The 14,209-nt window shown below is 65.9% G+C and carries 14 protein-coding genes; 5 read left to right on the top strand and 9 right to left on the bottom strand.

Translation table 11 applies throughout. The annotated features are described in order from the left end of the window. Positions 1–247: 247 nt before the first annotated feature. Positions 248–1,243, bottom strand: coding sequence for an alpha/beta fold hydrolase (locus LGQ10_RS04130; RefSeq protein ID WP_226524791.1), 996 nt, complete (start codon positions 1,241–1,243; stop codon positions 248–250). A gap of 260 nt (positions 1,244–1,503) precedes the next feature. Between LGQ10_RS04130 and LGQ10_RS04135 the strand changes: the two genes are divergently transcribed. From LGQ10_RS04135 to LGQ10_RS04150, 4 genes are all read left to right on the top strand, one after another. Beyond that, positions 1,504–3,072, top strand: a complete 1,569-nt coding sequence (locus tag LGQ10_RS04135) for a flavin-containing monooxygenase (RefSeq protein ID WP_226524792.1) — start codon at positions 1,504–1,506, stop codon at positions 3,070–3,072. Next, positions 3,053–3,952, top strand: a complete 900-nt coding sequence (locus tag LGQ10_RS04140) for an SDR family NAD(P)-dependent oxidoreductase (RefSeq protein ID WP_226524793.1) — start codon at positions 3,053–3,055, stop codon at positions 3,950–3,952. The genes LGQ10_RS04135 and LGQ10_RS04140 overlap by 20 nt, the downstream gene beginning before the upstream one ends. Before the next feature lie 34 nt (positions 3,953–3,986). Then, the gene (locus LGQ10_RS04145; protein ID WP_226524794.1) at positions 3,987–4,826 is read left to right on the top strand and encodes a metal-dependent hydrolase; all 840 of its coding nucleotides are present in this window, start codon (positions 3,987–3,989) and stop codon (positions 4,824–4,826) included. 199 nt (positions 4,827–5,025) lie between these two features. Then, complete coding sequence (locus LGQ10_RS04150) at positions 5,026–5,811, top strand: type 1 glutamine amidotransferase domain-containing protein (RefSeq protein ID WP_226524795.1); 786 nt, start codon at positions 5,026–5,028, stop codon at positions 5,809–5,811. Here LGQ10_RS04150 and LGQ10_RS04155 read toward each other — a convergent pair. From LGQ10_RS04155 to LGQ10_RS04190, 8 genes are all read right to left on the bottom strand, one after another. After that, positions 5,787–6,989, bottom strand: coding sequence for an MFS transporter (locus LGQ10_RS04155; RefSeq protein WP_058435105.1), 1,203 nt, complete (start codon positions 6,987–6,989; stop codon positions 5,787–5,789). The genes LGQ10_RS04150 and LGQ10_RS04155 overlap by 25 nt on opposite strands. An 84-nt stretch (positions 6,990–7,073) precedes the next feature. Next, a complete protein-coding gene (locus tag LGQ10_RS04160) occupies positions 7,074–7,934 on the bottom strand; it encodes an NAD(P)-dependent oxidoreductase (protein ID WP_226524796.1) in 861 nt (286 codons plus the stop codon). 130 nt (positions 7,935–8,064) lie between these two features. After that, a complete protein-coding gene (locus LGQ10_RS04165; RefSeq protein WP_226524797.1) occupies positions 8,065–8,649 on the bottom strand; it encodes a TetR/AcrR family transcriptional regulator in 585 nt (194 codons plus the stop codon). Between the two features lie 100 nt (positions 8,650–8,749). Beyond that, positions 8,750–9,511: an ABC transporter permease gene (locus LGQ10_RS04170; protein WP_226524798.1), complete on the bottom strand. Its 762-nt coding sequence runs from the start codon at positions 9,509–9,511 to the stop codon at positions 8,750–8,752. Then, positions 9,511–10,710 carry an ABC transporter substrate-binding protein gene (locus tag LGQ10_RS04175; RefSeq protein ID WP_226524799.1) on the bottom strand — a complete coding sequence of 400 codons (1,200 nt, stop codon included), beginning with the start codon at positions 10,708–10,710 and terminating at the stop codon, positions 9,511–9,513. Before LGQ10_RS04175 ends, LGQ10_RS04170 begins: the two co-directional genes overlap by 1 nt. Continuing rightward, complete coding sequence (locus LGQ10_RS04180; protein ID WP_226524800.1) at positions 10,697–11,515, bottom strand: ABC transporter ATP-binding protein; 819 nt, start codon at positions 11,513–11,515, stop codon at positions 10,697–10,699. Before LGQ10_RS04180 ends, LGQ10_RS04175 begins: the two co-directional genes overlap by 14 nt. Then, positions 11,512–12,579, bottom strand: a complete 1,068-nt coding sequence (locus LGQ10_RS04185) for an acyl-CoA dehydrogenase family protein (protein ID WP_226524801.1) — start codon at positions 12,577–12,579, stop codon at positions 11,512–11,514. Before LGQ10_RS04185 ends, LGQ10_RS04180 begins: the two co-directional genes overlap by 4 nt. 49 nt (positions 12,580–12,628) lie before the next feature. Then, positions 12,629–13,189, bottom strand: a complete 561-nt coding sequence (locus LGQ10_RS04190) for a carboxymuconolactone decarboxylase family protein (protein ID WP_226524802.1) — start codon at positions 13,187–13,189, stop codon at positions 12,629–12,631. Positions 13,190–13,293: 104 nt separating this feature from the next. Between LGQ10_RS04190 and LGQ10_RS04195 the strand changes: the two genes are divergently transcribed. Next, the gene (locus LGQ10_RS04195) at positions 13,294–14,205 is read left to right on the top strand and encodes an AraC family transcriptional regulator (protein ID WP_226524803.1); all 912 of its coding nucleotides are present in this window, start codon (positions 13,294–13,296) and stop codon (positions 14,203–14,205) included. The last annotated feature ends 4 nt before the right edge of the window (positions 14,206–14,209 follow it).

Here is a 14,209-nt window from a genome sequence, read left to right on the forward strand (position 1 = left end):
CGCGAAGGCGCTGCCCAAAGCGTGAATGAATGAAGAAGCAGAAGCGTGAAATGGCGGTATTTTCATTATTTTAACCACTCAATTGCACTTTCAAAAAAAACATTCAAAACATTTTTTTAAAATAAATAGCGCGAATTCGATAGCTCGTCAACTATTTTTTCAGCTCGTTTTGAATGTCGCCCGTAAAGCAGTTACAGCTGCTGCCAGAGTCGTCACCAAGCCCCCGAAGGCGCCCCGCACAACGCCCCTAGCCTGCCCGTGATGCCGCGAACGGCGGGTGCAGCACCGTGGCGCTGCGTTGTGGCGTGGCCTGGGACGCAACCTGGTCGATCATGGCCACCACCGGTTCCACCGCGCTGATGGGCAGCATGTGCCCGCGACCTTGAATGATCTTCAACAACAGCCCCGGCACCTTGCCGGCCATCGACTCACCATGGCGTCGATGGTTGAGCACCTGATCCCTGGAACCATAGATCAGGCCCACCGGCAGCCTCAGGCTGGGGTAGAGCTTGACCATGCCGGGCAAGGCCCGATTGACCACGGCGATCTCGCTCGAGGCGTTGTAGAAGTTGTTCGAGCGCATGCCCAGCAAACCGCCGCCACGCACCTCGAAGTCTTCGGGCACCGGATCCGGGGCGAACACCGCCTTGACCAGCTTGTGCCGACCCAGCATGGCCATGGGTGCTGCCAGCGTCAGCGCCATCCAGCGACGCAGCAGGGCCGGGCGCACACCAAGGGACAGGAACACCAGGGGCAGCATGCGCTGGGGATGGGTCAACGGCGCCACCAGGATCAGGCCGGACACCGACTGCGGATGATTCAGCGCCAGGGACAAGGCAATGGCGCCTCCCAGTGAATGCCCGAGCACCAAGGGCTGGTTCAAGTCCAGGGCACGGATGAATTTGGCAATCAGGCTGGCCTGGGCCGGCAGGTCCGCCGGCGCCCCGCGACCGCGAGTGGAGTAACCGGAGCCGGGGCGGTCCAGGGTGATGACCCGGTAGCGGTCACGCAGCTGCGGCGCCAGGGAATGGGTCAGGTTGCGCCCACAGCCGGACAGGCCATGGATCATCACCAGCGCAGGCCCCCTGCCCTCGTCGGTGTAATGCAGGCGTTCGCCACCCACCTCGAGGAAACGCCCATTGATCGGCACCTGGCTTTCGATTCGGCGGTTGATGCGAAAGCTCACCATCCAGAGCACCGCACTGACTACCAGGAAAATCGCCGCCGCTATCAGCCAATCCATGATCCGCCCCCTCGAACTGCCCCGCGCCACCCTCGGATCGGAATGATCCGGCTGGCTTGCCGTCCTGGCCTGGTATCGCCGATGGCGCTTCACCCCGAGTCCGAGTGAGCCCCGCAAATCCACAGGCGACAAGCGCAGGTGACATTTTCAGGTGATTTATTTAAATTAATTTTTAAAACATTATTTTAAATTGTGCAATCCTGAGTTTTCATTCACTGACGAAAGTCACCCCAAGCGTCATAACAATCGAGGTACACACCATGAATGCGTACTCGCCACCCGATGACCCTGAGGTCGTCGACATCGCCATCATCGGCGCCGGCTTCGCCGGGCTGTGCATGGCGATCAAGCTCAAGCAGGCCGGCATCGAAGATTTCTTCGTCGCCGAACAAGCCGCCTCTCTCGGAGGCACCTGGCGCGACAACCACTACCCCGGCTGCGCCTGCGACGTGCAATCCCATGTCTATTCCTTTTCTTTCGCGCCCAATCCGAACTGGACCCGGCAATTCGCCCCCCAGGCGGAAATCCGCGAGTACCTGGAGAACTGCGCCCGGGACTTCGCCCTGGCCCCCTACCTGCGCTTCAACATGGGCCTGGAGCAGGCCGTCTTCGATGAGGATCGCGAGCGTTGGCAGTTGCGGTTCGGCAATGGCCGCAGGGTCAGTGCGCGGATCCTGGTTTCCGGCATGGGCGGCCTGTCGCGCCCGGCGATCCCGGACATCCCGGGGCTGGAGGACTTCACCGGCAAGCGCTTTCACTCCCAGCAGTGGGACCATCGCTATTCATTGCAAGGCAAGCGGGTGGCGGTGATCGGCACCGGTGCCAGCGCGATCCAGTTCGTGCCCAAGATCGCCCCGCGGGTGGCCCAGCTCAAGCTGTTCCAGCGCACCCCACCGTGGATCATGCCCAAGCCCGACCGTGAGCTCGGCAGCCTGGAGCGCTGGGCCTTCAAGCACCTGCCCTTCACCCAGCGCCTGATGCGCTCGGCGCTGTACTGGGCCCTGGAAAGCCGGGTGATCGCCTTCGCCCGACGGCCGAAGCTGATGAAAGTGGTGCAGCGTGTCGCCCTGCGCCACCTGCGCAAGCAAGTGCCCGACCCGCTGCTGCGCCAGCGCCTGACCCCCGACTACACCATCGGCTGCAAGCGCATCCTGATTTCCAACGACTACTACCCGGCCCTGTCCCGGGGCAACGTCGGGGTGATCGGCGAAGCGATCCAGCGCATCGAGGCCGACGCCGTAGTCACCGCCGACGGTAACCGCCATCCCGTGGACTGCATCATCTTCGGCACCGGTTTCCAGGCCACCGACCCACTGCCCCACGGCCTGCTCTTCGGCCGCCAAGGGCGGGACCTGATGGACTACTGGTCACGGGGTGCCCATGCCTACCTGGGCACCTGCCTGCCGGGTTTTCCCAACCTGTTCATGATCGTCGGCCCCAACACCGGCCTGGGGCACAACTCGATGATCCTGATGATCGAGGCCCAGGTGGACTACATCCTCAAGGCCCTGGAACGGATGCGCCAGGCAGGCATCGGCACCCTTGAGGTCAAGGCCGACGTCGAGCGCCAGTACAACCAGCGCCTGCAGCAACGCCTGGCCGGCACCATCTGGTCCACCGGCGGCTGTCGCAGCTGGTACCTGGACCCGCGCAGCGGGCAGAACACCACACTGTGGCCCGGCTCCACCCTGAGCTTTCGCAAGGCCGTGCAGCACTTTGAGCTGCAGGATTACCTGGCCAGCCGCCTGCCCACTGCCGCCACCGCGCCGGTCGTCGCGCGCCCACTGAACCTGCAAGAGGCTGCTACCCATGAAGAACTTCAACGGTAAAGTCGCCGCCATCACTGGCGCCGCCTCCGGCATGGGCCGCGCCCTGGCCGTGGCCCTGGCTCGCGAGGGTTGCCATCTGGCCCTGGCCGACAAGAACGCCCAGGGCCTGGCGCAGACCGTGGCCCAGGCCCGGGCCGCCACCTTGCTGCCGCTGCGCATCAGCAGCCAGGAGCTGGATGTCGGCGACCGCGAGGCCATGTTCGCCTGGGCTGCCGCCAGCGCCGCCGAGCACGGCCAGGTCAACCTGGTTTTCAACAACGCCGGGGTGGCCCTGTCGAGCACCGTCGAAGGTACGAGCCTGGCGGACCTGGAATGGATCGTCGACGTCAATTTCTGGGGCGTGGTGCACGGTACCCAGGCCTTCCTGCCGTACCTCAAGCAAGCCGGCGAAGGCCACATCATCAACACTTCCAGCGTGTTCGGGCTGTTCGCGCAACCGGGCATGAGCGGCTACAACGCCACCAAGTTCGCCGTGCGCGGTTTTACCGAATCCCTGCGCCAGGAGCTGGACCTGCAGGGCAACGGGGTGTCCGCCACTTGTGTGCATCCGGGTGGCATCCGCACCGAGATCGCCCGCACCAGCCGCATCAGCGACAACGTCAAGGGCTTCCTGATCGACAACGAACAACAGGCTCGGGATGACTTCGAGAAGCTGTTCATCACCTCGGCGGAAACCGCGGCCAAGGTGATCCTGCTGGGGGTGCGCAAGAACAAGCGACGGGTGCTGATCGGCCGTGACGCGCACTTTCTCGATCTGTTCATCCGCCTGCTGCCCAGTGCCTACCAGAGCCTGGTGGTCTGGATCAGCCGGCGCATGGCGCCCAAACCGGGCAAGCACCCTGCCCCCGCCTACGAACCCCAGGATGAGCGTGGCCTCTGAGGCCGCTCTCGCCGTGTCTAGAGGAGTGACAGCCATGCTGCCCATCCGCCGTGACATCAAGGTCGAACTGCCCGCCGAGCGCATCTGCGACTGGCACGAACAAGGCAGTCACGTGAGCCATTTCTTCAATGCCCTGTCCCTGCTGTTTCCTTCCGGGGAGCTGTTCTTCATGGACAGCGTGCGCCACTACCGCGACCGCATCCACGACCCCGAGCTCAAGCGCCAGATCCAGGGTTTCATCGGCCAGGAGGCCATGCACAGCCGCGAACACCAGCATTACAACGACCTGTTGCAGGACGCCGGTTTGCCGGCCCATCTGCTGGACCGCCGGTTGCGGGTGATCCTCGACTTCCAGAAGAAACACTTCTCGCCGGCCTTCAACCTGGCACTGACCATCGCCCTGGAACACTACACCGCGATCCTCGCCGACCTGCTACTGCGCGATCCCAGCCGGTTCGGTGACTCGGTCGAGGGCTACCGGCAGATGTGGCAATGGCACGCGCTGGAGGAGACCGAGCACAAGGCCGTGGCCTACGACGTCTGGAACACCGTGCTCGAGCCTGGCCCCAAGCGCTACCTGATCCGCACCGGGACGATGCTGTTCACCACCCTGACCTTCTGGCTGGTGGTGTTCGATTTCCATGTGCGCATGCTGATCGCCGACCGCAAGCGCGGCGGCCACTGGCGCGGAATGTGGCAGGTGGTGAAGTACCTGTACGGCCCCAAGGGCGTGTTCCCCAGGATCGCCCTGCCCTGGCTGCAGTACTTCAAGCCGGGCTTCCATCCCTGGGACCATGACAACCGTCACCAGCTGCAACGCATCGATGGCCTGGTGCAGGACATCGAGCAGACCCGTGCCACAGCGGCCAAGTGACGGGCCGGGGCCACCGGCCAGCGACAATCCGCCGGCAGCGCGCACGGCTGCCGGTGACTGCTCCACGGCCAGGGGAAACGCCTGAGGCAAGGCATCGGGTCGAGTATGCCCGCCAGTCACTGCCGCAGATCCGGCCGCTCACGCCCTGGCCAGGGCGCTGCTAATCTGCAGCGGACCCAGTGTGTCGCGAGCCTGCACCATGTTCCTGATCCTGCTGCCCCACGCCGACTACGACCCGACCGAAAGCAGCCTGCCCTGGCAGGCCGCCCGCGAGGCCGGCTTCGAAGCCTGTTTTGCCACGCCGCAAGGCATGCCGGCCTACGCCGATGCACGCCTGGTCAGCCTTGGCTTCGGCCCGCTCAATCCCGTGCTGATGACCCGCGCCGCCGACCTCGAGCGCTACCACGGCATGACTCGCGACCCGGCCTTTCGCTACCCCCTGAGCTATGTCGGGGTCGACCCGCCAGCGTTCGAAGGCCTGCTGATCCCGGGCGGCCATGCCCGAGGCATGCGCAGCCTGCTGGAGTCTGCACAAGTGCAGCGGATCATCCTGGCCTTCTTCCAGGCCGACAAACCGGTGGCCGCGGTGTGCCATGGCCCTCTGGCCCTGGCGCGCTGCATCGACCCGCAACACGGACGCTCGGTGCTCTACGGGCGCAAGGTCACCGCACTGCTGGCCGGTCCCATGGAGCTGATGGCCTGGATCGCCACCGCGCCCTGGCTGGGACGCTATTACCGCACCTACGACCACTGCGTCGAACACGAGATCAAGGCGGTGCTGGCCAGCCCGGGGGACTTCATCCGCGGCCCGTTGTTGCCCAGGCGCGATTCGGCGCAGCATCCCGAACGCGGTTTCGTGGTCCGCGATCGCAACCTGCTGACCGCTCGCTGGCCCGGGGACTGCCACCGCTTCGCCAACGAGTGGGTGACCCTGCTGCAGCAAGCTCGGGCGAGCCACTCTCAGCCGGCACAGACCAGTCGCTGACCCGGCTTGAAGGCGTGGCTGCGGGCCCCCCAGACCAGTACCAGGCCCACGACGGCCAGCGCCGCCATCACCCAGGGGAATGACAACGCCCCCTGGCTCTGCAGCAACAGGCCGCCCACCACCCCGCCACCGGCGATCCCCAGGTTGAAGATGGTCACCAGCATCGACTGGGCGACGTCGGCCCCTTCCCCGGCAGCATCGGCCACGGCGGTCTGCAGCAGGGTCGGCGCGCCACCGAAGGTCAGGCCCCAGGCGACGATGGCCGGCCATACCAGCCACGGCTGCTGGCCCGCGATACCCAGCAGCAGCGAGGCCAGGGCGAAGCCTGCCAGGCTGCACAGGGTCAGGCCGCGCAACCAGCGATCCACCAGCAGGCCGGTCCCCCAGATCCCCAGCAGCGAGGCCAGGCCGAACAGCAGCAAGGCGCGGTCCAGGACTGCGGCCAACCCCAGGGACTCGAGGAACGGAGCGATGTAGGTATAGAGAATGTTGTGGGCCAGGATCCAGACGAAGATCACCAGCAGCGCCTGGGCAATCCCCGGGGTCAGGAAAATCGCCAGCACCGGCTGGCGCTCACCGGCCTGTTGCCCGGGATGATCGGGCACCGCCAGGCGCACCCAGCCCCACAACACCAGAGCCAGCAGCGACAGGCTCCAGAATACCCATTGCCAGTCCATCCACGTCCCCAGCCAAGTGCCCAGGGGCACGCCCAGGCACAGGGCCAGCGGCTGGCCCACCCCCATCACCGCCAGGGCTCGTCCCTGCAACGCAGGGACTACTAGACGCCGGGCATAACCGGCCAGCAGTCCCCAGACCAGCCCCGCGGCCATGCCGGCGGCGAACCGCACGACCAGGGTCACACCGTAATGCGTCGAAAGCGCCGTGAGGCTGTTGCACAACAGCAAGCCACCGATGGCCAGCAACAGCAGCGGTCGGCGCCGCCAGCTGCGGGTCGCGGCAATCAGCGGGATGGCCGCCACCACCGAGCCCAGGGCATAGACGCTGATCAGCTGTCCGGCCATGGCCTGGTCGATGGAAAGGCCATGGCTGATCTGGGGCAGCAAACCGGCCGGCAGCGTCTCGGTAACGATGGCGATGAAGCCGGCCAGGGTCAGGGCCAGCAGGCGCCACACTGGCAACCGCGTGGCGGCGGCCGGCAAGGGGTCGGGAAGATGCATTCCGGGAATACTCACGCAAAGAAGAACGGGACTGCGGCGGACACAGCGGTGCCCACCACAGCGAGAGGTCAGCCGAACTGTGGTTCAGCCAAGGTAGGAGGCGGCCATGTCCTTGTCGCCATGGCCCTTGTCCAGGGCTCGCTGGAACCGCTGGATACCGGCTTCGGCCAAGTCCAGCCGGACCCCGGCCTGCTGCGCTGCGGCCACCATCAGCTGGGCGTCCTTCAGGGCATTGGCCAGCGTGAAGCTGGGGTGATAATCGTCATTGAGCATGGCCGCGGTCTTGGCCTGGAAGTAACCGCTGTCCAGCGGACCGCCCGTCACCAGCTCCACCACCAGCGCTGGGTCTACCCCCAGCCCCTTGGCCAGCGCCAGGCTTTCCGCGGCGCCATGGGTCAACGCCAGCACCCAGCTGTTGAGGGCCAGTTTCAAGCGGCTGCCACCACCAGGCTGCTCGCTGACCCAGAGCACCCGCTTGGCAATGGCATCGAACAACCGCTGCAACGCAGCTCGGTGCACCTCGGGGCCAGACCCCAGCACCACCAACTGGCCTTGTTCCGCCGGTTGCCGGGTACCCAACACTGGGGCGTCGTAGAACACCAGCTCCCGCGCCCGGGCAAAATCTTCAAGCTCGGTACAGGCCTGGACGCCCACCGTGGCCATCTGCAGCCACAGGGTACCCGGCTCCAGGGCACTGGCCGCCTGCTCCATGGCGGCCAGCACTGCCGGCCCGTCCTTGTGCAGGGTGATGATCACCTCGGCCCCGCGCACGGCATCGGCCACCTGTTCGCAAAACCGGACCCCGTCTGCCTCCAGCACCCGGGCCTTTTGCGGTGTGCGGTTCCAGGCCCACACCGCGAAGCCCTGGCGTTGCAGGTTGCGCGCGACGGCGGCGCCCATGATGCCAATACCCAACACAGCTACGGAACGAAATTGCTTGGACATCTTCGATTCTCCGACTTGATAAAACTGGAATGATCATTCCAGTAAAGAACAAAAAAATCAGCCACTCCACGGGGCTGGTTGATCGGGTGTTGCCTGGGTGGCGACGGTGCGGGCGGACCGCGCCCGGGACCTAGGCCAGGCTGGCCAGCGCCACCTCCACGACATCCAGCAGGCGCTGGCGGCGTTCGTCCGGCAGGCTGCCCTTGCCCAGCACCCGCAGGCCCTGGACGGTACACACGACAAAGCTGGCCAGGGCCCGGGGGCTCTTGTGCGCAGCGATGTGTCCCTGTTCCTGGCCCTTGAGCAACACCTGCTCCAGGGCCGCCTCGATACGCCGGAAATTCTGCGCGACCAGTTGCGCCACTACCGGGTCCTGCCCGGCCATCTCCAGCGAGGCATTGGCCGCCAGGCAGCCCAGGCGCTGGCCGTCCTGCAATTCGTTGTCAACGATCTTCATCAGCAGGCGCCGCACCCGCTCCGGCGCCGGGGCGTCCCCGGCCAGCAGCTCGATATTGGCCGTGGTCATCTGCTGGTAACGCTTGAGCGCGCAGGTGTACAAGCCGTGCTTGCTATCGAAGGCGTTGTACAGGCTGCTGCGGCTCAGGCCGGTGCCCTCTACCAGGTCCTGGATGGAGGTGGCGGCATATCCGCGTTGCCAGAACACCTGCATGGCTGCATCGGCGATCTGGTCGGGGTCGAACTCCTTGGGACGCACGGCAAGCACCTTGACTGGAATGATCGTTCCACAATCTAAAGCTACAAGGAACAATCGTCAACCATCCCCGAGGGAAACTCTCGGGGATGGCGGGCTGGGCTCAGGCGTGAACCCAGCGTCGGTGCAGGCTTCGGGCCAGGGCATCGAGGGCAAAGCCGAGGACGCCGATCAGCAGCACCATGGCCATCAGTTCCGAGTAGGCCAGGCGATCGCGGGTATCGAGGATGAAGTAGCCCAGGCCGGCGCTGACCCCGAGCATCTCGCACGGCACCAGGACGATCCACAGGATGCCGATGGCCAGGCGCACGCCCGTCAGCACGTGCCCCAGCACCCCCGGCAGGATCACCTTGCGCAGGGTTTCCCAGCGCGTGGCACTCAGGCTGCGGCTCAGTTGCAACCAGCGCGGGTCGAGCTGACGAACCCCAGCGGCGGTGTTGAGCAGGATTGGCCACAGGGCGGCGAAGGCCAGCAGGAAGTAGATCGGCTGATCGCCCACGCCCATCAGCATCACCACCACCGGCATCCAGGACAGCGGCGAGATCATCCGCAGGAACTGGAACGCCGGGGTGGTGGCCGCCTCCAGGTGCCGGTAGCTGCCCACCAGCAGGCCCAGGGGCACGCCGATCAGCAGGGCCAGCAACAGCCCCACCAGAATCCGCTTGAGGCTCACCCAGATGTGTTCGTACACCTGCGGCTGGCCGAGCAGTTCCACCAGGCTGGCGAACGTCGCCTCGGGGGAAAACCGCGCCGCCAGCCCATCGCCACCAGCCAGGTGCACGCCCAGCCACCAGCCCAGCAGCAGGCTCGCCAGCCCAGCCAGGCCCAGGCCCCAGTGGCCCAGGGAGGAAGGTCGCTTGTCCATCAAGGGGCAAACTCCTCGCTGCGCTCGAAGCTCTCGGCCAGGCCGAAGGCCTTGAGCCCGCCGACACTGGCGATGGCATTGCGCACAAAGCGGTCGTCCACCAGGTCCCGGGCGGTGTGCTGCGGATCGAGCCCGGCGAGGAATCCCTTGTCGCCTTCGATCAGGGTGTCCTTCAGGCGCTTGACCAGTTCCTCGGTGTAGCTGGGGAACGGGTACGGCTGGAAGTCGATGCGCTGCTCGTCCCACTGGCCATTGCGGATCGCACCGCTGGCCAGGTAGGCCTCGCGATCGGTGGCCGAGGGTGCCAGCACCCGCCCCAGCACCTGGGGCGCATGGGGGGTGTAGCGGTTGCTGCCGTCCTTGGACAGCAGCCGGGCCGCTTCGGCGCGATGGTCACGGGTCCACAACTGGGCCTTGACGATGGCATTGACCACCTTCTGCGACCACTCGGGCCGGTTGTTCAGGTCATGCTCGTGCATGAACACCACGCAGCAGGCGTGGTTGCGCCAGACGTCACCAGTGAAGCGTTGCACCCGGCCGACCTTGAGTTCCTCGGCCAGGGCATTGAAGGGCTCGGCGACGATGTAGCCAGCGATGCGCTTGCTGGCCAGGGCCGGCGGCATGTCCGATGGCGGCAGCACCACCAGGTTGACCTCGTTGCCTCCCAGGGCGCTGCCTGCGGCCTTGCTGACCGGCACCAGGCCGTTGTCCCGCAGCAGTTGCTGCAGCACCACGTTGTGGATCGAGTACCAGAACGGGATCGCCAGCGACTGTCCGGCCAGTTGCCTGATCTCGTTGATGCCGGGTGCCACGGTCAGGCCGGAACCGCCGACGTGGTTCCAGGCCACCACCTTGGCCGGTACCTGGCTGCCATAACGGGCCCAGACGGTCATCGGCGACAGCAGGTGGATGACGTTGACCTGCCCGGAAATGAACGCCTCGATCACCTGGGCCCAGCTGCGCAGCAGCACCGGGCGTTCGGCCTTGATGCCCTCGGCTTCGAACAAACCGTTGTTGTGGGCCACCAGCAATGGGGTGGCATCGGTGATCGGCAGGTAGCCAATGCGCACGGGAGCATCCGGTTCCTGGGCCGCGCGGGCCTGCAGGCTGTTGAGCAGCGGCAAGGCGCCGCCGGCTGTCAGCAGCGCGCTGAGCTTGAGGAAGTCGCGACGGGTGTGGGTGAAGTCATCCAGGCACATGGTCAATCTCCGACGGTGCAGGCAAAGGGGAAATGAGGGGATTGCGGCTCGCCCGCCGAAGGGTCTTGAGAATCTCGATACGCAAGGCGCCCAGTTCCTCGATCCGTTCGGCGCGCGGGGCCGGCAGGTCGATGCGCCACTGGCCGAGGATGTGCGCCGGGCTGTTCCCCAGTAGCAGCACCCGATCGGACAGCAGCAGGGCTTCGTCGATGTCGTGGGTGATCAGCAGCGCCGCGGTCCGGTGCTGGCCGATCACCTTGAGCAGCAAGTGCTGCATGTCGGCCCGGGTCACTTCGTCCAGGGCCCCGAAGGGCTCGTCCAGCAACAGCACCTGGGGCTGGCGGGCCAGGCAGCGGGCCAGCGCGGTGCGCTGGGCCATGCCACCCGAAAGCTGCGCCGGATAGCGCAGGCGGGCATGCTCCAGGCCGACATCGGCAATGGCCTGGTCGATACGCTCCTTGCGCTGCCGGGCGCTCAGGTGTGGCTGGCGAGCGAAGTCCAGGCCGAAGGCCACGTTGTGCTCCAGGTTCAGCCAGGGCAGCAGGCTGGGATCCTGGAACGCCACCGCAACTCTGGGATGCGGCCCCTCCAGCACCTCGCCGGCCAGGCTCACCTGGCCCTTGTACGGGGCCTGCAAGCCGGCCAGGACCCGCAGCAGGCTGGACTTGCCGACACCGCTGGGGCCGAGCACCGATACCACCTCGCCGGCCTGCAGTTGCAGGTCGAAGTGCTCGAGCACCAGGTGCCAGCCGCCCGGGCCGTGATAACCCAGGCTGATCTGCCGCGCGTTCAACAGGCCAGTCATGCGGCGTTCCGCGCCTGGCGCTGCAATTCGGCGCGCAGTTGCACCAGGCTCGGGGTGACGATGGGCACGAAGGCCGACTCGCGCCAGCGCCGGGCAAAACCGCTGCCGTGCTCGCTCAGGTAGGCCTTGCCGCCACTGGCCTGCAACTCCAGCTGCACGGCGTTGGCGGTGGCTTCGGCCAGGGCGATGCGCACCCGGAACAGGGCCGCTGGCTGGCTGAGGAAACGTCCCTCGAGCAAGCCTGCCTTGAGTTCGGCGACGCTTTGCTCCAACGCCTGGCGCTGCTCTTGCAAAGGCTCCTGGAGGACCGAGCGGGTACTCTGCAAGTGCTGTTCGACCTCGGCCAGGGCCCGGCGTGCCAGGCCGATGGCCAGGGCGCACTGCAGCCCGAGGAACGCCGGACGCACCGCTGGCAGGAACACCCGGGCATCGTCGTGCAGCAACCAGTCGCGGGCCAGTTGCACCTGCTGCAGGTCCAAGGCAGCGGTATTGCTCGATTGCAGGCCCATCAGTTGCAGGTCGTCGGAGCGCTCCAGTCCCCGCACCGTGTCGGGTATGGCCAGGATCAGGGGCGCGCCGCCCTCCTCGCGCTCCACCGCCGCGGCGACCACGAAACCGCTTCTGCGCAGGTTGGTGACCCAGTGCAGGCGCCCGCTCAAGCTCCAGCCGTGTTCCTGGTCGCGAGCCCTGACCTGCAGGGCTTCGATCCCGGAAAGAAACTTCATGGCATTGGACAGCCCGGTGGCGCCCGCCAGCTCACCGCTGAGCAGCGCGGGCAGCAGGCGCTCGCGCAATCCCTGGTTGGGGCTGTACAGCAGGTACTCGATGAAGGCCCGCTGACCCCAGCAGACGAACGCTGCCGCCAGCGAGTGGCTGGCCACTTCGGCCATGGCCTCCAGTGCGTCGCCGAGATCGCCGCCGCTACCGCCCTGCTGCGGGTCGATGCCGACTCGCAGCACGCCGCCGGCTGCCAACTGGGCCAGCACCGACTGTGGGTCGCATTGCCCCAGGTCCAGCGCCTGGGCCTGGGCATCCAGCCATTGACTCAATTGCGCATTGAGCATGTGATTTTCTCCTTGAAAAAAGGCGCCGCCAGCCTGCCGGCGCCCTGGCTCATTGACCTTGCGCGGACCAGCGATACCTGGCCAGCTCGGGATTCAGTTCAGTACCGGCGAACACGTTGGCGAAGTTGCACAGGGTCGCAAGACTGATGCCCAGGATCACCTCCAGGGCATTGCCTTCGCTGTATCCTGCGGCCTTGAACTGCGCATACCCCTCGTCGCTCACCTTGCCGCGGGTGGCAATGACTTCCCGGGCGAAAGCCGCCAGGGCTTCCAGCCGGGCCTCGGGCAAGGTGCCCTGCTCGCGCAGGGCGCTGACCACCGGGTCGGCAAGTTTGGCCTTGTTCAGCGCCACGGCGGTATGACCTGCGACACAGAAGTCGCAACCGTGGGTGGTCGCGGCGATCAACTGCACCACTTCGCGCTCCGCCAGGCTCAGTTCGGACTTGGCATTGAGCCCGGAGACCGTGACATAGGTTTCCAGGGCCGCCGGGGAATTGGCCAGGATGCCGAGCAGGTTGGGAATGTAGCCTGAGTTCTTCTGGGCGTTCTCCAGAAAGGGCCGGGCCGCTTCTGGGGCGCTGGACAAGGTGTGTAGAGTGACGCGGGACATGGAGTGGACTCCTGCTGTGTTGGTGTGCGTCAAGTCTGTTGGTTATAAGAATTCCGATCCATATTCTAAAGTAGCGATTACTTGCTTCTGAGTATTTCCCTTAGATGATTTCGTCGAACCCAATGGTTGATTGGTTATTAGAAGGCCTGGAACTGGATGCCAGTCTGTTCCATGTCGGACGCTACTGCGGTGGCTGGCATGCCAGCACCCAGGGGCTGGCCAGGGCCAGTTTCCACCTGATCGTGCAGGGGCATTGCTGGCTGCACATCGACGGCGAGTCCCAGGCGGCGCGCCTGGAGGCCGGGGACGCGGTATTCCTGCTGCAGGACCTGGACTACCGGCTGTCCAGCGCACAACAGACCTGCCAGGCGCAGGCCCTGCCGCGCATGCCCATGGCCGCGCTCGACCTGGGCGCCCAGGACGGCGTCGGCCTGGTCTGTGGTTTCTTTCATTTCAAGTCGGGATTGTCGTCATTGATCATCGACGGCCTGCCCGGCTGGATCGTCCTGCGAGCGGGTGACCCGTCCCTCACGGCAGCCCGGGCCTTGTTCCAGCTGATTCTCGAGGAATGCCAACGACCTGCGCCGCCGTCGGTTGCACTGCTGGAACGCCTGAGCCATTTGCTGTTCCTGTATGTGCTGCGCCAGCAGGTCAACGACCGCCAGGACCTGGGCGGCCTTGTGGCACTGGCCCGGCATCCGGCGTTTGCCCGCCTGCTCGAGCAGTTGATCCGGCAACCCGGCCAGCCCTGGCCCCTGGAAAGCATGGCGGCCCTGACCGGTCTCTCGCGCTCGGCCTTCTTCAAGCGCTTCAACGAGCTGGCCGGGCAATCGCCGGGGCAGGTACTGCTGGCCCTGCGCATGCGCCATGCGTGCCAGCTGCTCAAGGCCAACCAGACCGTGGAGCACGTGGGCGCCGCCGTGGGTTACCAGTCGGTTGCGGCCTTCACCCGGGCCTTCACCAAGGCCGTGGGCCTGCAACCAGGGGCCTATCGCAAGCAGCATGAGGGCCGCTGAAACG

Source organism: Pseudomonas sp. L5B5, assembly GCF_020520285.1.
GTDB lineage: Bacteria > Pseudomonadota > Gammaproteobacteria > Pseudomonadales > Pseudomonadaceae > Aquipseudomonas.